This is a genomic window from Rhizobium sp. SG570 (assembly GCF_012275345.1).
Lineage (GTDB): Bacteria > Pseudomonadota > Alphaproteobacteria > Rhizobiales > Rhizobiaceae > Rhizobium > Rhizobium lusitanum.
The window spans coordinates 745529-764643 of the sequence record NZ_JAAZQI010000001.1; the positions used below are offsets into that span (position 1 = coordinate 745529).

At 59.2% G+C, this 19115-nt stretch carries 21 protein-coding genes; 8 read left to right on the forward strand and 13 right to left on the reverse strand.

Annotated features, from left to right (window positions below; translation table 11 throughout):
• The first annotated feature begins 48 nt into the window (after positions 1–48).
• A complete protein-coding gene (locus FHT28_RS03590; protein ID WP_047562715.1) occupies positions 49–693 on the forward strand; it encodes an MBL fold metallo-hydrolase in 645 nt (214 codons plus the stop codon).
• Positions 694–754: 61 nt separating this feature from the next.
• On the opposite strand, the gene FHT28_RS03595 is transcribed toward FHT28_RS03590, so the two are convergent.
• The 4 genes from FHT28_RS03595 to FHT28_RS03610 form a co-directional block, all read right to left on the reverse strand.
• Positions 755–1192: a BA14K family protein gene (locus FHT28_RS03595; RefSeq protein WP_037194659.1), complete on the reverse strand. Its 438-nt coding sequence runs from the start codon at positions 1190–1192 to the stop codon at positions 755–757.
• Between the two features lie 146 nt (positions 1193–1338).
• Positions 1339–1554, reverse strand: coding sequence for a cold-shock protein (locus tag FHT28_RS03600; RefSeq protein ID WP_004116423.1), 216 nt, complete (start codon positions 1552–1554; stop codon positions 1339–1341).
• Between the two features lie 497 nt (positions 1555–2051).
• Positions 2052–2942 (reverse strand): DMT family transporter, encoded by an 891-nt coding sequence (locus FHT28_RS03605; protein WP_037194656.1) that lies wholly within the window; start codon positions 2940–2942, stop codon positions 2052–2054.
• A gap of 99 nt (positions 2943–3041) precedes the next feature.
• A complete protein-coding gene (locus FHT28_RS03610) occupies positions 3042–4187 on the reverse strand; it encodes a PQQ-dependent sugar dehydrogenase (protein WP_168595578.1) in 1146 nt (381 codons plus the stop codon).
• A gap of 513 nt (positions 4188–4700) precedes the next feature.
• Here FHT28_RS03610 and FHT28_RS03615 point away from each other — a divergent pair.
• Complete coding sequence (locus FHT28_RS03615; RefSeq protein ID WP_092576254.1) at positions 4701–5903, forward strand: pyridoxal phosphate-dependent aminotransferase; 1203 nt, start codon at positions 4701–4703, stop codon at positions 5901–5903.
• 141 nt (positions 5904–6044) lie between these two features.
• Here the strand turns inward: FHT28_RS03615 and FHT28_RS03620 are convergent, their stop codons facing one another.
• Positions 6045–7142, reverse strand: a complete 1098-nt coding sequence (locus FHT28_RS03620) for a calcium:proton antiporter (protein WP_168595579.1) — start codon at positions 7140–7142, stop codon at positions 6045–6047.
• Between the two features lie 228 nt (positions 7143–7370).
• Here FHT28_RS03620 and FHT28_RS03625 point away from each other — a divergent pair, with 228 nt between their 5' ends.
• Complete coding sequence (locus tag FHT28_RS03625; RefSeq protein ID WP_037194647.1) at positions 7371–7652, forward strand: DUF2188 domain-containing protein; 282 nt, start codon at positions 7371–7373, stop codon at positions 7650–7652.
• Between the two features lie 2 nt (positions 7653–7654).
• On the opposite strand, the gene FHT28_RS03630 is transcribed toward FHT28_RS03625, so the two are convergent.
• Positions 7655–8164 (reverse strand): GrpB family protein, encoded by a 510-nt coding sequence (locus FHT28_RS03630; protein WP_168595607.1) that lies wholly within the window; start codon positions 8162–8164, stop codon positions 7655–7657.
• A 2-nt stretch (positions 8165–8166) separates the two neighbouring features.
• Positions 8167–9075 (reverse strand): LysR family transcriptional regulator, encoded by a 909-nt coding sequence (locus FHT28_RS03635; protein WP_210255666.1) that lies wholly within the window; start codon positions 9073–9075, stop codon positions 8167–8169.
• Between the two features lie 94 nt (positions 9076–9169).
• On the opposite strand from FHT28_RS03635, the gene FHT28_RS03640 reads away from it, so the two are divergent.
• Entirely contained in the window at positions 9170–10147 is a 978-nt protein-coding gene (locus FHT28_RS03640) for an NAD-dependent epimerase/dehydratase family protein (protein WP_168595581.1), read from the forward strand.
• A gap of 9 nt (positions 10148–10156) precedes the next feature.
• Here the strand turns inward: FHT28_RS03640 and FHT28_RS03645 are convergent, their stop codons facing one another.
• From FHT28_RS03645 to trxB, 6 genes are all read right to left on the reverse strand, one after another.
• Positions 10157–10960: an aminoglycoside phosphotransferase family protein gene (locus tag FHT28_RS03645; protein WP_168595582.1), complete on the reverse strand. Its 804-nt coding sequence runs from the start codon at positions 10958–10960 to the stop codon at positions 10157–10159.
• Between the two features lie 187 nt (positions 10961–11147).
• A complete protein-coding gene (locus FHT28_RS03650; RefSeq protein WP_168595583.1) occupies positions 11148–12260 on the reverse strand; it encodes an alkene reductase in 1113 nt (370 codons plus the stop codon).
• Between the two features lie 41 nt (positions 12261–12301).
• Positions 12302–13468 carry an MFS transporter gene (locus tag FHT28_RS03655; protein ID WP_168595584.1) on the reverse strand — a complete coding sequence of 389 codons (1167 nt, stop codon included), beginning with the start codon at positions 13466–13468 and terminating at the stop codon, positions 12302–12304.
• Between the two features lie 2 nt (positions 13469–13470).
• Positions 13471–13764, reverse strand: a complete 294-nt coding sequence (locus FHT28_RS03660) for a metalloregulator ArsR/SmtB family transcription factor (protein WP_037194631.1) — start codon at positions 13762–13764, stop codon at positions 13471–13473.
• A gap of 565 nt (positions 13765–14329) precedes the next feature.
• Positions 14330–15226, reverse strand: coding sequence for a LysR family transcriptional regulator VtlR (locus tag FHT28_RS03665; protein ID WP_004116399.1), 897 nt, complete (start codon positions 15224–15226; stop codon positions 14330–14332).
• Positions 15227–15249: 23 nt separating this feature from the next.
• The gene (trxB, locus tag FHT28_RS03670; RefSeq protein ID WP_037194627.1) at positions 15250–16224 is read right to left on the reverse strand and encodes a thioredoxin-disulfide reductase; all 975 of its coding nucleotides are present in this window, start codon (positions 16222–16224) and stop codon (positions 15250–15252) included.
• Between the two features lie 238 nt (positions 16225–16462).
• Here trxB and FHT28_RS03675 point away from each other — a divergent pair, with 238 nt between their 5' ends.
• The 4 genes from FHT28_RS03675 to FHT28_RS03690 all read left to right on the forward strand — a co-directional run.
• Entirely contained in the window at positions 16463–16930 is a 468-nt protein-coding gene (locus FHT28_RS03675) for an Lrp/AsnC family transcriptional regulator (RefSeq protein ID WP_037194623.1), read from the forward strand.
• A 5-nt stretch (positions 16931–16935) separates the two neighbouring features.
• The gene (locus FHT28_RS03680; RefSeq protein ID WP_168595585.1) at positions 16936–17844 is read left to right on the forward strand and encodes a glycosyl transferase; all 909 of its coding nucleotides are present in this window, start codon (positions 16936–16938) and stop codon (positions 17842–17844) included.
• A gap of 120 nt (positions 17845–17964) precedes the next feature.
• A complete protein-coding gene (locus FHT28_RS03685) occupies positions 17965–18879 on the forward strand; it encodes a glycosyltransferase family 92 protein (RefSeq protein ID WP_168595586.1) in 915 nt (304 codons plus the stop codon).
• Positions 18880–18969: 90 nt separating this feature from the next.
• Positions 18970–19115, forward strand: a 146-nt coding sequence (locus FHT28_RS03690) for a helix-turn-helix domain-containing protein (protein ID WP_168595587.1), incomplete at its 3' end; no start/stop codon positions are given.

The following is a 19115-nucleotide window of genomic DNA, read 5'->3' on the forward strand; positions in this document are numbered from 1 at the left end:
TGTTTGCCGCTATACCGGCAGCACGACCATCAAACAGACGAGGCGCTCATGGGCATGCTCCAGGCCGGCATCATTCCGGTGACCCCTTTTGAACAGAATTGCACCATCCTGTTCGATCCTGAGACCAAGGAGGGGGTGGTGGTCGATCCGGGCGGCGATGTCGATATCATCCTGCAGATGGTGCGCGAGAATGGCATCGCCTTGAAGGCCGTCTGGTTGACGCATGGCCACATCGATCATGCCGGAGGCGCTGACGAAGTACGCGAAGCGCTCGGCATCGAGGTCATCGGTCCGCACGAGGATGATCGGTTCCTGCTTGAGGACATCGAAGCCAAGGGCAAGATGTTTAATATCGAGGGCGTGCGCAACGTGGTGCCGGATCGCTTTCTGAAGGATGGTGACAAGGTCTCCTTCGGCGAGCATGAGTTCGACGTTTTTCATTGCCCGGGGCATGCGCCCGGCCACGTCATCTATTTCAATCGAAAGCAGGGATTCGCCCATCTCGGCGACGTGCTGTTCAGCGGCTCGATCGGTCGCACGGATTTGCCCGGCGGCAATCACCAGCAACTGCTGGAGTCGATCCGCGACAAGGTCTTTCCGCTCGGCGACGAAGTGGGCTTCATCTGCGGTCACGGCCCAGGCAGCCGGATCGGCGACGAGCGCCGCACCAATCCTTTCTTGCGGGGACTGTGAATCAAAAAAGCGCCGCTCGACGGCGGCGCTTTTTTCCGGTGATATGAGTAACTGCTCGGGATCAGTCAGCCGTGCAGAAGTGGCGCATGCCGTCATAGCCGACATAGGTGCCGCTGCGGCCGTCGAAGCTTCTATAGCGATCGTAGCAATAACGCATCCATGACGAGGACCAGGGGCGCAGGCCTGCTGCGCTGGGAGGCGCGTAGTAGCTGACATCCCGTTCGACATAGACCCGGCGCGGCGGGGCGCGGTAGTAATAGGGCGGGGGCGGTGCGCCATAGTCGGGCTCGGCATAGATCGGGCCGGGCTCAACATAGCGCGGCTGGCTGGCGATAGCCGAGCCGACGATCAGGCCGGTGGCGAGGCCGGCAGCGCCGATCGCCCAACCATCGCGGTCGCGATGACGCCAATATTCGTCCGCCGAAGCAGCACTTATAGACGTCAGTGTCAATGCTGCGGCCATTGCGGACAGTACGAGCGATTTGCCGAGTATGGTCATTAGTCTGTCCTCTCAGGGGAACGGGACGACTGCAATTCCCGCTCTTTCATGCCAGGTAGACTATACGCAACAAACTGAATGCAGACTGAATGACAAAACCCGGCATCGCTGCCGGGCCTCAACTCGAATGATAGCCGTAAGACGTATCAGCCGGCAATCTGGAGATTGACGGCCTTCGGTCCCTTGCCGCGGCGATCCGGTTCCGTGTCGAAGCTTACTTTCTGGTTTTCCGACAATCCTGCCAGACCAGAAGCCTGAACTGCAGAAATGTGCACAAAGATGTCTGCCCCACCTTTGTCCGGTTTGATGAAACCGAAGCCCTTATCGGTATTGAAAAACTTTACAGTGCCAGTCTCGGCCATGCCTAAGGTCCTTTTCTCCCTGCCCGCCATCCACACGGGCAGCACTACTGTCTTGCCCTTGCGGGCGCTTACAGGCAATTCTCGCAAATTGAAGGAAAAGGTCCCCTATACCTCGGCATGATCTTGATGCGATGTTTGCCACCCGCTTCTCGACCAAGCTGACCGGAATATTTAGCGTTCCCGGCGCGCAATTTTATTAGGACTTCCCATGCTCTAAAAATGCCCGAACAGCGTTGAGAGTGCTGTGTTTATTGGGAATTGGCAAGCAAAAGTTTTTTAACGCATTGGGGGCGCACAGTACCGTAATGCGAGTGTGATAACGCGATTCGCAAATTTTTCCGCTTTGAAACAAATTTCTAAGGTTTTTGCATCGTTTGCGATATAGTTTTGGCGTTATTTTCCCAAATGGCTGACGGTAAACGCGTGTTTCAGGTTGTTTGAAAAAAATTCAAAAAATGCTTATGGGGACAGCCATAGCGAGCAATTTGAGGCCGATTTCACGCTGGGGCGCGGCGCCTACGGGCAAATTCCGGCACCAGTTCCACGGCCAGCATTGCGGCGAACATCAAGGCACAGCCGGCATAGCCGAGCGGACCCATGGTTTCGCCCAGCAGCAATGCGCCGAGCGAGGCTCCAAACAACGCCTCGGCGGACAGGAAAATCGCCGCCTGCGGCGCCGTCGTATAGCGCTGACCGATTATCTGCAGCGCGAAGGCAAGGCCGGATGAAAAGACGCCGACATAGAGGATTTCGCCGAGTGCGGCGCGGATATCGGCAATACTGATCGGCTCGACGGCAATTGCGACGGCAAGAGCAAGCACCGCCGTGACTGCGAATTGCGTGGCGGAAATACCGAGCGGCCGGCCGGTCTCATTGACGGCGGAGCCGGCAAGCGTGATCTGCGCGGCCCAGAAGAGCGCGCAGACGACGGTCAGAAAATCACCGATCGTCAGATGCGAGAGGGATCCGCCGGACAGGAGGTATATGCCGCCGAGCGCCATCAGAGCCGCCGGCCAGATGACCCAATGCGGCGTGCGGCGCAGAAAGATGACGGCGATCAAGGGCACGAAAACCACGTAAAGGCCGGTGATGAAGCTGGAGTTGGTGACGGTGGTGGTCAAAAGCCCGAGCTGCTGCGTCGCGGCTCCGCCGAAGAGCGCGATGCCGATCAGCAGGAAGGAGAGCCAGTTGCGGTGCGTCAGCGGCTGCGTCGCCTTTCTGTTTTCCATCCACACGAAGGGCAGCACGACCATGGTGGCGACGGCGAAGCGCAGGCCGATGAACCAGAACGGTCCGATCGACTTCATTGCCGTCGATTGTGCGACGAAGCCGCCGCCCCAGATCGCGGCGGCAAGCAACAACAACAAATTCGCCTGTATGCGAGACATCTGCATCCTGCGGGAAGGGAAAAACGAGTTGGGCGACCGTTAGCAGTTGCTCTTATGCCGGACAAGGGCGAAAGGCGCCAAATTGGGCGACAGCTTCGCCTAACTCGTTGTTCTTGAAACTCTCAGCAATGCACCATCGTCCTCGTCGGTCGTTATCAGCAGCGCGCCATCGGGAGCGACGGTGATGTCGCGCATACGGCCGAATTCGCCTTCGAACATACGTTCCCGCTCGGTGATTTTGCCGCTGCCGTCACGGCTCAAGCGCGAAAGCAACTGGAATTTCAGCGCGGTGACCAGCAGGTCGCCGTTCCATTCGGGAAACATCTTGCCACGATAGATGGCGATGGCACCGGGCGCGATCGATGGGTCCCAATAGAAGAGGGGTTGCTCCATGCCTGCCTTTGCCGTGCCGATGCCAATCTTCGTACCGGAATAATTGACCCCGTAGGAGATGACTGGCCAGCCATAGTTCTTGCCGGCCTCCGGCGTGTTGATCTCGTCGCCGCCCCTGGCGCCGTGTTCGGCGGTATAGAGCTTGTTCGTCGCTGTGTCGAAGGTGATGCCCTGCGGATTGCGATGGCCCTTCGACCAGATTTCCGGCAGGGCACCCTTGCCGTCCTTGAACGGATTGTTGGCGGGGATGCTCCCATCGGCCTCGATATGGATGATGGAGCCGGCGTCGTCATGGAAATCCTGCGCGCGGTCCTGCTGGCCGCGATCGCCGAGGCTGACGAAGAGACTGCCGTCCCTGGCGATGGCGATGCCCGCGCCATACTGGATATTGCCGCGCGACAACTTGTTCATCAGGAAGATGCGCTTCACATCGGTCAGCTGTTTTTCATCGGACGACAATCGCGCGCGAAAAACCGCCGTGCCGCTCCCGCCGCCGGCGGCCACGGAGGCGGTGAAGTAGAGGGTGCGATTGCTGGTGAATTTCGGATCGAGTTCCACATCGAGCAAGCCGCCCTGTCCGCGGGCATAGACCTCCGGCACGCCGGAGATGGGGGCTCCTACCTTGCCATCGCGGATAGTCCGCATACGGCCGGGCCGTTCGGTGACGAGATAGGTTCCATCAGGCAAGACCGCGACAGCCCACGGATGCTCAAGGCCGGTGGCGATCGTCTCGATTTTGACCGGTACTTTCTGCGTCTGGAAGGTTCGCGCAGGTTCGGCAAACGCCATGCTTGCCGACAGCAAGGCAGAAGCCACCAGGGCGATCGAAAATCCTGTTTTGCCAAATTGCATCTTCCCGACTCCCCCAATATCGCCGCTTTCGCAACGTGGGGCGGCCAATCTGCCGTTCAAGGTCGGGTATCGGGTCGATAACGTCTTTGTGTTGTCGCGCGCTCATCCGCCGATCCGTCGGCTTATTCTGCGGGCGAGGGCTCCGACAGGGTTGTCGGGACGTAATCGTTGCGGGTTTGCGAGAAACGAAGGGCATGGGAAACCCTTTGTTTCATATGGGAAATTTCAACTGTCCTCAGAAACTGAATCAGGTGCTTCGCAAATCGATTCAACTTCGGGGATGATGATGTCGAGGCTTGGGCGGCGATGACGATCCGGATGCCAGGCGCTGCCTTGCGCCGTCACCTCGAGATCGCCCGAAGATGACAAGGAAGACACCGCTCAAAAGCCATGAAATAACGTCACAGTGACGCCTTTCTGCTTGAAACGGCGGCCCATATTCGACATAGAGCTTAGCGCAGAAATCTGGTCCACAGGCTTTCTGCCCATTTCAACCGAATAGGACCGATCATCATGGCCTTTCTTGCCGACGCTCTTTCCCGTGTAAAGCCTTCTGCCACCATCGCCGTTTCCCAGAAAGCGCGCGAGTTGAAAGCAAAAGGACGTGACGTGATCGGCCTCGGCGCGGGCGAGCCTGATTTCGATACGCCTGACAATATCAAGCAGGCTGCCATCGACGCGATCAATCGCGGCGAGACGAAGTACACGCCGGTTGCCGGCATCCCGGAACTGCGCAAGGCGATCGCCGCAAAGTTCAAGCGCGAGAACAATCTGGAATATGCTCCCGAGCAGACCATCGTTGGCACGGGCGGCAAGCAGATCCTGTTCAACGCCTTCATGGCGACGCTGAACCCGGGCGATGAAGTCATCATCCCGACGCCTTACTGGGTTTCCTACCCGGAAATGGTATCGCTGTGCGGCGGCACGCCGGTTTTCGTCGCAACGACGCAGGCCAACAACTTCAAGCTCCAACCTGCCGACCTGGAAAAGGCGATCACGCCGAAGACCAAGTGGTTCATGTTCAACTCGCCGTCCAACCCGTCGGGCGCGGCCTATTCGCATGCCGAACTGAAGGCGTTGACGGACGTGCTTGTCAAGCATCCGCATGTCTGGATCCTGACCGACGACATGTACGAGCATCTGACCTATGGCGATTTCAAATTCGCCACGCCGGTCGAAGTCGAGCCGAGCCTCTACGACCGCACGCTGACGATGAACGGCGTTTCGAAAGCCTATGCGATGACCGGTTGGCGTATCGGCTATGCTGCCGGCCCGCTGCAGCTCATCAAGGCAATGGACATGATCCAGGGCCAGCAGACCTCGGGCGCGACTTCGATCGCCCAATGGGCTGCCGTCGAAGCGCTGAACGGACCGCAGGACTTCATCCCGCGCAACAAGAAGATCTTCGAAGGCCGTCGTGATCTCGTCGTGTCGATGCTGAACCAGGCGAAGGGCCTTTCCTGCCCGGTTCCGGAAGGCGCCTTCTACGTCTATCCGTCCTGCGCCGGCCTGATCGGCAAGACGGCTCCGACCGGCAAGGTCATTGAAACCGATGAGGACTTCGTATCCGAACTGCTGGAATCGGAAGGCGTAGCTGTCGTGCACGGTTCGGCTTTCGGCCTCGGCCCGAACTTCCGCATTTCCTATGCGACGTCGGAAGAACTGCTCGAAGAGGCTTGCCGCCGCATCCAGCGCTTCTGCGGCGCTTGCAAGTAAGCAATCGAAGACAAGTCGAATGAAAAGCCCGCCGGAGATGGCGGGCTTTTTTGCTTTTCCGGCTTCGATATCGGCTCATCAACTGATTCAAGCGCCTCGCGATTTGAATCCGCCTGCTGCCTCAAGCCTTTGAAATCAAAGTCAAAGTCCAAGCGCCGTCAGCATGATGAAGGTGGCGAAGAGGATGAAATGGGTCATGCCTTCGATGGCGTTGGTTTCGCCGTCGTTGAGGTTGATGGCGGCAACGATGAGCGTGATCATGACCATGACGGTCTGTGCCGGCGACATCGCCATGATGAAGGGCTGGCCGGTATAGAGCGCGATCGCCTCCATGACAGGCACCGTCAGGATGACGGTCGAAAGCGAGGCACCCATGGCGATGTTGACCGTTGCCTGCATGCGGTTGCGCAGTGCCGCGCGCAAGGCAGTCAGGATTTCCGGGGCTGCCGAAATCGCTGCGACGACGATCGCGGCGATGGCCGGCGGCGCGCCCGTGCCCTTGAGACCGACATTCATGAAGGCAGACATAAATTCCGCAAGGGCCCCGATCAGCACGACGCCGATCAGGATCGTCACGATCGATGTGGTGGTGGACTCGTCCTCGTGATGCGCTTCGGCCGCGGCGAGCTTCTTCTCGGTGCGCGGATAGCTGTAGCTGAAGAAATAGCTGTGCTTGCCGACCTGCATACGCAGGAACAGCGTATAGAGCGCGATCATCGCGGCGATGGTGAACGCGGAATAGTAGTGCCATTTCACATCGGGAATGAATTCCGGCACGATCATCGAAATGCCCATGGCCGTCAGGATCATCACGCCGTAGGTCCGGCTGGAGTCGTCGTTGTAGGGCTGCTCGCCATGTTTCAGTCCGCCGAGGAGGGCGGCGAGACCGAGGATGCCGTTGATGTCGAGCATAACGGCGGAGTAGATGGTGTCACGCACCAGCGTCGGCGAGCTTTCCCCGCTCATCATGATGGCGAGGATGATGACTTCGACGGCGACGGCTGCCAGCGTCAGGATCATCGTGCCATAGGGGTCGCCAACTTTTACGGCAAGGGTTTCGGCATGATGCGCAACGCGCATGGAGGCCAGCACAATCGTCGCGATCAATGCAACGGCCGCGATCACCGACACGGCTTGCCCCATTTCCAGCACGGCATGCTCGCCGACATAGGCGATGACGGCGATTGCCAATGCCAACAGGAGGGCTTTTTCCTGTCTAAGCCACTTTGCTATGATCACGTTTCCAACCTTTGCGCCGATTCACGGTTGCACTCTAAATCAATGATTTCCCACATCAAGCGCGTATGCGAAGGTGAAATTTGCAGTCGAAGCCGTTTAATGGAATACTGGTTGGATAGGTCTGCCCAACTAAAAATGTCGCGGCATCCTCGAAACTTGTCTGAGATGCATGCGACCCGCCGGCTATGTCCGGTCCTGAGGTCTTGGCAGATCAGCAGGAGGATCTGAATGGTCAAGGTCGTATACGAAATCGTGCCGCATGATGGTGGATGGGCATATCGTTTCCGCGATGTTTATTCGGAAGCATTTCCGACACATTCCGAGGCGGTGGAAGCAGCCAGGATTGTCGCGGCCGAACAGCAGGTCGGGGGTGACTCGGCCGAAATCAGCTGGCAGGACGAAAGCGGCAAGTGGCATGAGGAATATGCCGATGGCGGCGACCGGCCGGAAACGGAAGTTATCGATGGCCAGATGCATTTCCCGCCGGTGGATACGGCTCCCGGAGCCTAGAATTACGGCGTACCTGATGCCTTGTCGATGATCGCATCGACGAAATGCCGTTTCTCGGCGGTATAGCGATCACCATCGCGTCGGTGCTTTTCCGCCAGATCCAATTTCAGCCTGGCATACGCGGCCATGTCGTCGGGGTGCGATCTCAGATGATCGCGAAAAATGACCCTTCTTTGATGCGTCTGGTTGTTCGGCGGGCAGAGATAGATGCGTTCCGGCGGCTTGCCATCGCGAAGCATGAACGCCCAGACATCGTCATCGTAGCGATTGCCACGTGGCTCGTAATCTTGATCCAGGAGAAGCTGTGTTGCTAGTGGCACGTCATCGGAGCTGCGAAGAATGATGTCGATATCGACAAGCGGTTTTGCTGCCAGGCCGGGAATGGATGTGCTGCCGATGTGCTCGATCGCCACGACATAGGGTGTCAACAATCGCTCGAGCTTGTCGCGAATACGCTGGAAGGCTGCCGGCCAGTCCGGATCATAGGGCACCAGTTCCACGGCAATACTCATTGTCACGCTCGCTCTCCAGCGGTGTTACCCTTGATATAGTTCAGCAGGCCGGTGACCAGCGCATCGAACGTCACGCGGCAGCGCGGCGATGTCTTCAGGTTTTCATGCATGACGACCCAGGTGTCGAGCGGCAATTCGATCTCGGGCAGCAGGCGCACGAGGTCTCTCTCGCGCCTTGCCAGAGGTATCTGGAGGAAGCTGATTCCGATGCCTGCGCGCAGGGCGTTATGCTGCGCAATGCTATGGTCGGACCGAAAGACGAAGGGGACGCCGTCGAACACGGGATAGCGCTTCAGCATCATCCTGATATAGGCCGTCTGGCGATCGAAGCCGATCAGCTTGTGTCGACGCAGGTCTTCGAGGCTCTCGGGTTTGCCGTGTCGTTCGATATAAGTGTGATGGGCGAAGAAGCCGAGCGGGATGACACCGATATGGCGGGAGAGCAGAGCTTCCTGCGCCGGTTTGACCATGCGAACGGCGATATCCGCCTCGCGCTGCAGAAGGTCCTCCACCGCATCGGAGGCGGAAAGCTCCACGATCAGCTCGGGGCAGCTGGCCTGCAGCCCAGCAAGGATCGGTGGCAACACCTCCGCGCCGATGACTTCGCTGGCGCTGATGCGCACCGTCCCGCTCACCTTGTCGCGCGAGCCCGAAGCCGTGCGCAACAAGGCGGCGGTGGTGCTGGCCAGCGTCTCGGCGTATGGCCTCAGGGCGAGGGCGGCATCGGTCGGAATGAGGCCTTGTTGCGAGCGCGTGAAGAGTTCGGCGCCAACGGCATCTTCCAGCGCGTCGATATGCCGACCGACGGTCGGCTGGGTCAATCCGAGATCGCGCGCGGCGGCAGACAGCGAACCATGCTGCAGCACGGCAAGGAAGGTGCGATAAAAATCCCAACTTGGTTCAGGTGTCATCATACATTTATGTATAACATCTGCAGATTTTTTGGCAATTTTGTTTATTTGGCGCGCGCAGCATAATCGGCTCATCGAACCAGTGGAGATGACAATGAGCAACCAAACAGACAATACGAAAACCGCTTTGATACTCGGCGCTACCGGCGGCATCGGCGGCGCCGTTGCCGAGGGGCTCGCCGCGCGCGGCTGGCGCATCCGCGCGCTGAACCGCGACGCGCCAGAGGCGGCTCGCCGTCAGCCGCGCTTCGACTGGATCCAGGGTGACGCCATGCGAGCTGAGGATGTCTTGAAGGCTGCGGCGGGAGCCGATGTCATCGTGCATGCCGTCAACCCACCCGGCTATCGCAACTGGGGACAGCTCGTATTACCGATGCTTGATAACACCATCGCGGCCGCAAAGGCTGTCGGCGCGCGGATCGTGCTGCCGGGCACGGTCTATAATTTCGGCCCGGATGTCTTTCCCAATGTCACCGAGGATAGTGCGCAGCGCCCGAAAACCCGCAAGGGCGCCATCCGCGTGCAGATGGAGCGGCGCCTGAGGGCGGCTGCGGAGGAGGGCGGTACGCCGGTCATCATTGTTCGTGCGGGAGATTTCTTTGGCGGAACCCGAGCCAACAGCTGGTTTTCACAGGCGATGGTGACGCCCGGCAAACCGATCCGTTCCGTAACCTATCCAGGCAAGTCCGGTATCGGGCATCAATGGGCTTACCTGCCCGATGTCGCCGAGACGATGATCCGCCTGATCGAGAAGGGCGACGAGCTGCCTGTCTTTGCTGTCTATCACATGCGCGGCCATTGGGATGGCGATGGCAGGCAGACGGTCGATGCCGTGGGGCGCGTGCTCGGGCATCCGGTGAAGGTCAAGGCGTTTCCCTGGTGGCTGGTGCCGCTGGCTGCTCCCTTCCTGCCGTTCATGCGGGAGCTGCGTGAAATGAGCTATCTGTGGGACGTGCCGTTGCAGATGAGAAATGACAAGCTGCTGACCGCGCTCGGCGAAGAGCCGCACACGCCGATCGATGAGGCCGTGAAGACGAGCCTTGCAGCAATCGGTTGCTTGCCGGCGGCATGAAGCCGGCCGTCAGGCGTTGAGCTCGGCAAAGGCAATACCGGCGACCGTGAAATCCGAATCCGCGTTCTTCGTGTCGCCGTCACTCAAGAACCAGGCGGCCGAAAGTCCCGCATAGGCGATGATCCATCGCAGCTGCCGTTTCGGCTCGAGGCCTGCCTCGGCGCAAACGATCGGCAACTGCCGTTGCAAGCGGCCCGGTTTGGTGACGGTCGGCAGCTCCGGATTGCAGAAGATATTGGCGAAGTCGAAACCGCGCTCGCCGTAGACCCGCTTGGGATCGATGGCGAGCCAGCCACGGGAACCGAAATCCAGAATATTCTCGTGGTGGATATCGCCGTGCAATATGGTCTGGTCGCGTTGATCCGCCAGAAGGCGTGCGGCCACCTCGGCGCAGGCGGTGAGCATGCCGCCATGAATGCGCGCTGCCGGTTCGAGCTCCCGGAACCAGCGATCCAGAGGTACGAGATCCGACGGAAGCGGCTTTGCCCTCGGCGCGTGCAGTCTTGCCGCCGTGCGACACATGATCCGGCTCGCCTCGTGGTCTTCGCCCTGTATCGCCATGGTGAGCAGCGAGCCTGGCCCGATCGCCCGCTCCATAAGCGCAGCACTGTCATCATACTCGTAGACGAAGGCCGTGCCGTCACCGTCCCACCAGCGCAGCACGCGATTGCCGAACTTCTCGTCGACATCCAGCGCGATCTTGAGCATGGCGGGCTTGTCCCGCCAGAGGACCGGCAACAGATGGCTCGAATGGGTAATGATGGGATCGCCGTCCGGCGTCAGCGACCAATGGTCGATATAGGGATCAAACATGTATCGGCTTTGCTATACCTGCGGATTATGCTTTTGAAGCGTGTATGCCTGTTTAGCTCGGTTGTGCCGTGCCTGTTTTCAAGCTTTGAAATGGAAAAACCCTCGCAACGTTTCGTCGCGAGGGTGCTTTGTTGGCATCAAATTAAATCCGAGATGCGTGCTTGCGCGTGAAAGCGCCGCTTGCGGCTCAGGCTGCCTCATCGAGCGTCGGATAGTCGGCATAGCCCTTTGCACCGCCGCCATAGAGCGTCGCCTGGTCCCACGGTGTCAGCGCAGCATCTTCCTTCAGGCGGTGGACAAGATCTGGATTGGAGATGAACGGCTTGCCGAAAGCGACGACATCGGCCTTGCCGTTGTCGACGGCCTCGATCGCCATCTCGCGGGTATAGGCATTGTTGACCATCCAGCCAGCCTTGCCGCCTGCGGCCTTATAGGCTGCATGCAGGGCGTCGTAGTCGAAGGACAGGAAGTCGCGCTTGCCGCCGGTCTGGCCTTCGACGACATGGATGTAGGCGAGGCCATACTTTGCCAGGCCCTCGACCACATAGGTGAACAGCTGCTGCGGAGCGGGATCGCTCGCATCACCGGACGCGGTTACCGGCGAGATGCGGATCGCCGTGCGGCCGGCACCGATTTCCCTGGTAATGGCATCGACGACTTCGAAGAGGAAGCGGCCGCGATTTTCGATCGAGCCGCCATACTGATCGGTGCGATCGTTGACATTGCCGCGCAGGAACTGGTCGATCAGATAGCCGTTCGCGGCGTGGATCTCGACGCCATCGAAACCGGCATCGATGGCGGCGCGGGCAGCCTTGCGATAATCCTCGACAATGCCTGATATTTCCGAGGTTTCGAGCGCACGCGGCTCGGAGACATCGGCAAAGCTGCCGGTGCCGTCGCTGTTGACCAGATAGGTCTTCGAGGTTTCAGCGCGCTTGGAGGTGGAGGAGACCGGCTTGGCGCCGTTCGGCTGAAGGGTTGTGTGGGAGATGCGGCCGACATGCCACATCTGCACGACGATCTTGCCGCCATTGGCATGCACTGCGTCCGTCACCTTCTTCCAACCGTCGAGCGCTTCCTTGGTGTAGAGGCCCGGTACATTGGCGTAGCCTTGACCCTGATGGGTGATTGCGGTGGCTTCAGTGATGATCAACCCGGCGGAGGCGCGCTGAGCATAGTACTTGACGTTGAGCTCGTTCGGCACGGCATTCGGGGAACGATTGCGCGTGAGAGGTGCCATGACGATGCGGTTGGCAAGGGAGATATCGCCAAGCTTCGTCGGTTCGAACAATTTGGTCATGGTCGTCCTTTCTTATGAGGGGGGCGGGAGAGGGGGAGTTGTCAGGACGAGGCGAGGGCCTCGCCCTTGGGTCGGGCGGCTGCGAAGGTCAACAAGACGGTGATGAGGCCGAGGACCGCCATGGCCGAGCCGGCGAGCGGCACCTGCGAGAGCGAAAAGCCTTGGTCGATGACCACGCCGCCGACCCAGGCGCCGAGCGCGTTGCCGGTGTTGAAGGCGCCGATATTGATGGTCGAAACAAGGTTCGGCGCGTCCTTTCCGAAGGAGACGACGCTGATCTGCAGCGCAGGCACGGCGGCAAAGGCCGCCGCCGCCCACAGGAACAGCGTGATCTCAGCGCCGATGAAGGAATGAATGGTGATGCTGAAGATCGCCGATGTCACCGCGATCGCGATGAAGACGCCGGCAAGCGTCGTGCCGAGGCGCCAGTCGGCGAGCTTGCCGCCGATCAAATTGCCGATCGTCAGGCCGACGCCGATCGACAACAGCGTCCAGGTGACGGTGTTCGGCGAGACGCCGGTGACGTCGCGCAGCATCGGGGCGATATAGGTGAAGAGCGCGAACATGGCTGCCGAGAAGAACACGGTCGTCAGCAATGACAGCCAGAGGCCGGTGCCGCGCAGTGCCGAGATCTCGCGTGCGAGGTTGCCCTGACGTACTTCTTCGCCCTTCGGCAGTACGGCGATGAGGCCGATGATCGAGGCGACGCCAAGAAGAGAGACGATCCAGAACGGCGCACGCCAGCCAAAGGCCTGGCCGAAAGCCGTGCCGAGGGGGACGCCGAGCACGTTGGCAAGCGTCAGGCCGGTGAACATCAGCGCGACGGCGCGAGCCTTGCGATCATCCGCAACCAGGCTTGCCGCGACCACCGAGCCGATGCCGAAGAAGGCACCGTGGCAAAGCGCGGTAACGACCCGGGCGATCATCAGCACCCAATAGCCCGGGGCTATGGCGCAAAGGAGATTGCCGAGAATGAAGAAGCCCATCAGCATGATCAGGGCCGACCGCCGCCGCAGATGGGCGGTCGAGACCGCCATGATCGGCGCGCCGATGGCGACTGCCAGCGCATAGCCGGTGACGAGCCAACCGGCTTGCGGAATTGTGACGGACAGGTCCGAGGCCACTTCGGGCAACAGCCCCATGATGACAAACTCGGTCGTGCCAATGGCGAAGGAGCTGAGCGCGAGAACGAGGAGCGCAAGCGGCATGTTCAAAGTTCCTTCTGCAGGGAGTCGAGGAATTCGGCGATGGTTTCCTCGTTACGCTTGTAGAAAATCCACTGGCCCAGCCGTCGCGTGGTCACCAGGCCGGCGCGGTGCAGCGTGCTCAGATGGGCCGACACGGTGGATTGCGACAGGCCGCAGCGCTCGAACTGGCTGGCGCAGACACCCAGTTCCAGCGGATGCTCCTGCGTCGGGAAATGAGTATGCGGATCCTTGAGGTGGTTGAGGATTTCAAGCCTGGCCGGATGGGCCAAAGCCTTGAGTATCTCGCTTTTGTCCATGGTGTTCACCGCGTGAATATCGAATAATGACGATATATGTATCGATGGTTTTCGATATATCAAGACCGACGCGGGATATTATTTTCCGCATGGCAACGAGGGTGACTGCTCAGAAAATGGGCAAAAAAAGAGGGCCACCGGAGTAAACCAGGGCCCTATAGGTATGAAGGTCAAAAACCTCCAGAGGGGAACAGCCAATGCGGTGGAACTGGGAGGAAAAGCCACCGTGTGCATCAGCTGTGTGCGTTATGATGCTAATTTGTGCAGTGCGCAATGCTTTTTTGTGCATGGCAGTTATGCGTTTGCAGGGTCAGCGCCAAAAAGGCAAAAAAAAGGGCCACCGGAGTAAACCAGGGCCCTATAGGTATGAAGGTCAAAAACCTCCAGAGGGGAACAGCCAATGCGGTGGAACTGGGAGGAAAAGCCACCGTATGCATCAGCTATGTGCGATATGGTAGTTAAATGGGCAGGCTTCAACTCTATTTTGTGCATATCAGCTATGCATCATACGCGCGGCTGATATATTAGTCTCAAAAAGAGTTTGTTATCAGTAGTTTACCCTTATCTAGAAATTCCAGTTCCGGGCCTTGGCGACGATAAAATCTCGGAAAACCTTGAGCTTAGCCGCATTTTTCATCTCGTCAGGATAGCAGAAATACGTATCGAAGGACGGAACGTCCGCATTGATCGCAAGTTGAATCAGGCCTGGATCCCGGCCGACGATGTAGTCGGGCAGCACGGCGATGCCGATGCCGAGCAGGCAGGCGCGCTTGATCGAGGTCTGGCTGTTGATCTGCAGATGCGGTATGCGCTTGTTGTCGGAAGAGCGTCCGGCGATCTCCAGCCAGTTGACGTCTAGCAGGTAATTCGGTGCCGGCTCGCCGAAGCTGATGATGCGATGCTCGTCCAGATCCTCAACCGATTGCGGCTCGCCGTGGCGATTGATGTAGGAGGGGGCCGCATAGACGTGCATATGCACGGTGAAGAGCTTGCGCTGGATCAGGTCGGACTGCTGCGGCTGCCGCAGGCGGATGGCGCAATCCGCATGGCGCATGTTCACGTCCAGCTCCTCGTTGTCGAGGATGAGCTGGATCTGCATATCCGGATAGAGCTGCAGGAATTCCTGGATCTTGTCGGTTAGCCAGCCCTGGCCAAGGCCGACCGTCGTCGTCACGCGCAGCTTGCCGCTCGGCTTGTCGGTCGTTTCGGTCAGTTGCATCTTGACCGTCTCGAGCTTCAGCAGAACATCATGTGCGGTGCGGTAGAGCAACTCTCCCTGTTCGGTCAGAATGAGGCCGCGCGCATGGCGATGGAAGAGCTTGATGCCGACATCCTGCTCCAGCGCGCTGACCTGCCGACTGATGGCGGATTGGGACAGATGCAGTTTATCCGCCGCATGCGTGAACGATCCCGCTTCGGCAGCCGCGTGAAAAATACGCAGCTTGTCCCAGTCCAATGGCATGCCGCTTCCCCTCATCGGCTGCCTCACTCCGCAGCCACGGCGACGGGCATATGCCCAGTCAAGTAACGTTCCGCCTCAAGCGCGGCCATGCAGCCCATCCCCGCTGCGGTGATCGCCTGTCGGAACGTATCGTCGGTCACGTCGCCGGCGGCATAGATGCCTTCGAGGCTGGTCGCCGTCGAATCCGGTGCGGTCCAGAGGTAGCCATTGTCCTTGAGCTTCAATTTGCCCTTGAAAAGCTCGGTCGCCGGCGCATGGCCGATGGCGACGAAAATGCCGTCGATCGCCACATCGGTGACGGCACCGGTGCGCGTATCGCGCAGGCGTGCGCCTGAAACCGACGGCGGCATCGGCGGCTTGGCCGGCGTGCCCGTGATTTCAGCGACTTCGGTGTTCCAGAGAACCTTCACGTTCGGCTTGGCGAACAGGCGTTCCTGCAGGATCTTTTCGGCGCGGAAGGAATCGCGGCGGTGTACCAAGGTCACCGACTTGGTGATGTTGGAAAGATAGAGCGCTTCCTCGACGGCGCTGTTGCCGCCGCCGACCACGATCACGTCCTTGTTGCGATAGAAGAAGCCGTCGCAGGTGGCGCAGGCGGAAACGCCGAAGCCCTGGAAGTGCTGTTCGCTCTCGATGCCGAGCCACTTCGCCTTGGCGCCGGTCGCGATGATGAGTGTGTCGGCGGTCCAGACCTGGCCGCTGTCGGTGCGGGCAAGGAAAGGACGCTGATTGGTGTCGACCTCGGTCACGAGGTCATTGACGATCTCGGCGCCGACATGCTGGGCCTGCTGCAGCATCTGCTCCATCAGCCAGGGTCCCTGGATCGGGTCGGCAAAGCCCGGATAGTTTTCGACATCGGTCGTGATCATCAGCTGGCCGCCCTGTTCCAGGCCGGCAATCAGGACCGGCTGCAGCATTGCGCGCGCAGCATAGACAGCGGCGGTATAGCCGGCTGGGCCGGAGCCGATAATGAGCACCTTCGTGTGGCGGGCAGGCATAGTCAGTCCTTTCAATTTCAGCGCTTGGGAAACCGCGGCTTCAAACGGGAAAAGCAGGCGATTTCACGATCCGCCGGTCCATTTATGATTGCCGCATGCATTTATTCAAGGGCAGCCTTGCATTACTAACAGAGCAAATCTGCTTTGTGTAAGAATCGGTTACGCCAGAGAAACTTTCTTGCGAATTTTCCTGCCTTATATAGAAGCTGGCGAAGGGGAATTAAAGAAAGGCCATAAAGTGCTTCGCGCTGAACTCGATGCCATCGATATCAAGATCCTGCGGGAGCTTCAGCGGGACGGGCGGATGACGAATGTCGAGCTGGCCGATCGAGTCGGCATTTCCGCGCCGCCCTGTCTGCGCCGGGTGCGCAAGCTGGAGGAAGCCGGCATCATCGAAGGCTATCATGCCATGCTGAACAGCCCGAAGCTCGGCTTCGATCTCGTTGCCTTCTGCATGGTCGGTCTCAAGCATCAATCGGAAGCCAATCTCAAGGCCTTTGCCGGCGCTACCGCGGAATGGCCGCTGGTGCGGCAGGCGTGGATGGTTTCCGGCGACAGCGATTTCCTGCTGCATTGCGTCGCGGAAAACCTCACCCGGTTCCAGGATTTCGTTATCGAGGTTCTGACGGCGAATGAGCACGTCGATACAGTGCGTACGATGCTGACCATTCGGCAGGTCAAGAAGCTCGGGTTGGTGGAGCTTTAGGACGGATGGCGGATCGCCCGTGGCACCGATCGCTCATCAAGTCCGGCGTGCGCCTCGTGCTGGGCGGCTCGCTGGCTCATGTGCAGGATTGGTTTCCCGGGCTTAGCATCGTTCGCAGCCAAAATGTGAGTGAAGTGCTCTATCGTGGCTCCAGGGTCGCCGGCCTCGCCGGTCCGGATCAGCTGCGTGAGCGCTCTGGCGAGCAGATCTATATTATCGGCTCGGGGCCATCGATTCGCGATTGTGATCTAAGCGGACTGGAATCCGGTAGCGCCATTCTGCTGAACGGCGCCATCGGGCTCATCGGTGACCGGATCGCCGAGCCGCTTGCCATAGCGATCGAGGACGAGCGCTTCGTCTGGCGGCATATCGAAATGATGCGGAAGAAGATCGCGCCCGGCTCGCTTTGCTTGTTCTCCATTGCCGTCCTGCGTGCGCTTTGCGAGAGCGACAAAGGCTGGCTGGCGGACAAGACGATCATTCTGATCGATAACATTTACAAACCCTATGGCACACGGCGCCGCACCCTCGACGACATCAGGCAGCTCCAATATGTGCGTCTGGATGCAACCGGTTCAGCCGGTTTCTCGCTCTCACCGGATCGCGGCGTTTTCCTTGGCGGCTCGGTCGCGGTGTCGGCGCTGCAATTTGCCTTGTATTGCACGCCAAAGACGATCGGCTTTCTGGGTATCGATATTTCCAATGCGAGCGAACCTCGCTTTTATGAGACCGGCCGCGACACTGCTTTCTCAGGTATAGCACGGGCCGAAGATCGTATTGTCGAGCATCTCGTATTCGCCCGGCAAATCGCTGGGGAACGCGGCATCGCGTTCATCAACTATTCGCCCGTTTCGGCGCTGCTGAAGTATGATTTCGGTTATGACGACAGGTTTGCTGCAAGGCCGAATACCTGAATCTGCCTTGAGACGCTGAAATCCCTTTGGTCGTTCCGCCAGGACTGTTCGGCTCGGGGCTTGCCAATGCAAGCCGTTGATTGCTAGCAACGCATCGTTCCGTTGCAGAGAAAGAGGCTGATGCGCTGGCTGAAACCCAAGGGCTCCGATGCCAAGAAACTGACCATCGATCCGCCCGAGCCACGGGCAGGGCGCCATGGTGTTGCGATTGCCGCATGCGTCAAGAACGAGGCTGGCTATATCGAGGAATGGGTGCGCTTCCATCGGGCCGTCGGCATTCGCCACTTCTACATCTATGACAACGGCTCCACGGACGACACCTGCGCGCTCCTTCGCAGCCTCCTGAATGAGGACACGCTGACGGTTATCCCCTGGGCCGGGCGGATGCGCGATACGGCGACATCAACGATTCTGAACGGCCAGGTCATCGTCTTCGCGCACGCCATCCTCAATTTCGGCTGTTATTACCGCTGGATGGCTTTCATCGATGTCGATGAGTTCCTGTTGCCGAAACAGGCGCGCACGGTCGAACAGGCGTTGGAGGCCGTCGGCGATTTTCCGAATGTTTCGCTGCCATGGCACATGTTCGCCACCAGCGGCCATGAGGCGCCTCCTGACGGGCCCTTGACGCTGAACTACACGCAGCGCGGCGCCGATCCGATGACACGTAAGGAAAATGTCAGCAATTTCAAATGCATCGTCGATCCGTGTGAAGTGACAGAGGTCAGCGTTCACCAGTTCCAGACGCGAGCTTACGGGGATCTGACGGCCAACGATGCCGGCCAGCGCTTCACGCGGCGGGCGCGGAAGTCGCCCGAGTTCTATTCGAACCGGTTCCTGCAGCTCAATCATTATTATACGAAATCCCGACAAGAGCTGATGGAGAAGCTTGCGCGGGGATGGGCCTATGACAGCAGCGCGACGAAATACCGGGACAAGGTCCTGTCCATCGTCAAAAGCATCGAGGAAGATATGGTGGAAGATCGTTCGATGATCGACTTCATCGAACGTTATCATATCGATCTCAGCCGCTAGAGCGTTTCTGCTTTTAGCTGAATCGGAAGGGATTCCGTTTTTGGTTGATTTGTGATTCAAGATGTTGGCTGGAGTGGAGGCCAGCATCTGATGACTCGACCTCTTTCAAATGATCTTCGTAAGCGTGTTGTTGATGCGATCGCGGCCGGCGAGAGCTGCCGGTCGGTGGCGTCACGGTTCGGTATTGCGGTATCTTCGGCAGTGAAGTGGTCGCAGCGTTATCGTTCGAGCGGATC

Excerpts from the sequence above, each read along its gene's own strand:
- FHT28_RS03590 (WP_047562715.1), top strand. The coding sequence starts at position 49 with ATGGGCATGCTCCAGGCCGGCATCATTCCGGTGACCCCTTTTGAACAG.
- FHT28_RS03595 (WP_037194659.1), bottom strand. The coding sequence starts at position 1,192 with ATGACCATACTCGGCAAATCGCTCGTACTGTCCGCAATGGCCGCAGCA.
- FHT28_RS03600 (WP_004116423.1), bottom strand. The coding sequence starts at position 1,554 with ATGGCCGAGACTGGCACTGTAAAGTTTTTCAATACCGATAAGGGCTTC.
- FHT28_RS03605 (WP_037194656.1), bottom strand. The coding sequence starts at position 2,942 with ATGTCTCGCATACAGGCGAATTTGTTGTTGTTGCTTGCCGCCGCGATC.
- FHT28_RS03610 (WP_168595578.1), bottom strand. The coding sequence starts at position 4,187 with ATGCAATTTGGCAAAACAGGATTTTCGATCGCCCTGGTGGCTTCTGCC.
- FHT28_RS03615 (WP_092576254.1), top strand. The coding sequence starts at position 4,701 with ATGGCCTTTCTTGCCGACGCTCTTTCCCGTGTAAAGCCTTCTGCCACC.
- FHT28_RS03625 (WP_037194647.1), top strand. The coding sequence starts at position 7,371 with ATGGTCAAGGTCGTATACGAAATCGTGCCGCATGATGGTGGATGGGCA.
- FHT28_RS03630 (WP_168595607.1), bottom strand. The coding sequence starts at position 8,164 with ATGAGTATTGCCGTGGAACTGGTGCCCTATGATCCGGACTGGCCGGCA.
- FHT28_RS03635 (WP_210255666.1), bottom strand. The coding sequence starts at position 9,075 with ATGACACCTGAACCAAGTTGGGATTTTTATCGCACCTTCCTTGCCGTG.
- FHT28_RS03640 (WP_168595581.1), top strand. The coding sequence starts at position 9,170 with ATGAGCAACCAAACAGACAATACGAAAACCGCTTTGATACTCGGCGCT.
- FHT28_RS03645 (WP_168595582.1), bottom strand. The coding sequence starts at position 10,960 with ATGTTTGATCCCTATATCGACCATTGGTCGCTGACGCCGGACGGCGAT.
- FHT28_RS03650 (WP_168595583.1), bottom strand. The coding sequence starts at position 12,260 with ATGACCAAATTGTTCGAACCGACGAAGCTTGGCGATATCTCCCTTGCC.
- FHT28_RS03655 (WP_168595584.1), bottom strand. The coding sequence starts at position 13,468 with ATGCCGCTTGCGCTCCTCGTTCTCGCGCTCAGCTCCTTCGCCATTGGC.
- FHT28_RS03660 (WP_037194631.1), bottom strand. The coding sequence starts at position 13,764 with ATGGACAAAAGCGAGATACTCAAGGCTTTGGCCCATCCGGCCAGGCTT.
- FHT28_RS03665 (WP_004116399.1), bottom strand. The coding sequence starts at position 15,226 with ATGCCATTGGACTGGGACAAGCTGCGTATTTTTCACGCGGCTGCCGAA.
- trxB (WP_037194627.1), bottom strand. The coding sequence starts at position 16,224 with ATGCCTGCCCGCCACACGAAGGTGCTCATTATCGGCTCCGGCCCAGCC.
- FHT28_RS03680 (WP_168595585.1), top strand. The coding sequence starts at position 16,936 with ATGGCGGATCGCCCGTGGCACCGATCGCTCATCAAGTCCGGCGTGCGC.
- FHT28_RS03685 (WP_168595586.1), top strand. The coding sequence starts at position 17,965 with ATGCGCTGGCTGAAACCCAAGGGCTCCGATGCCAAGAAACTGACCATC.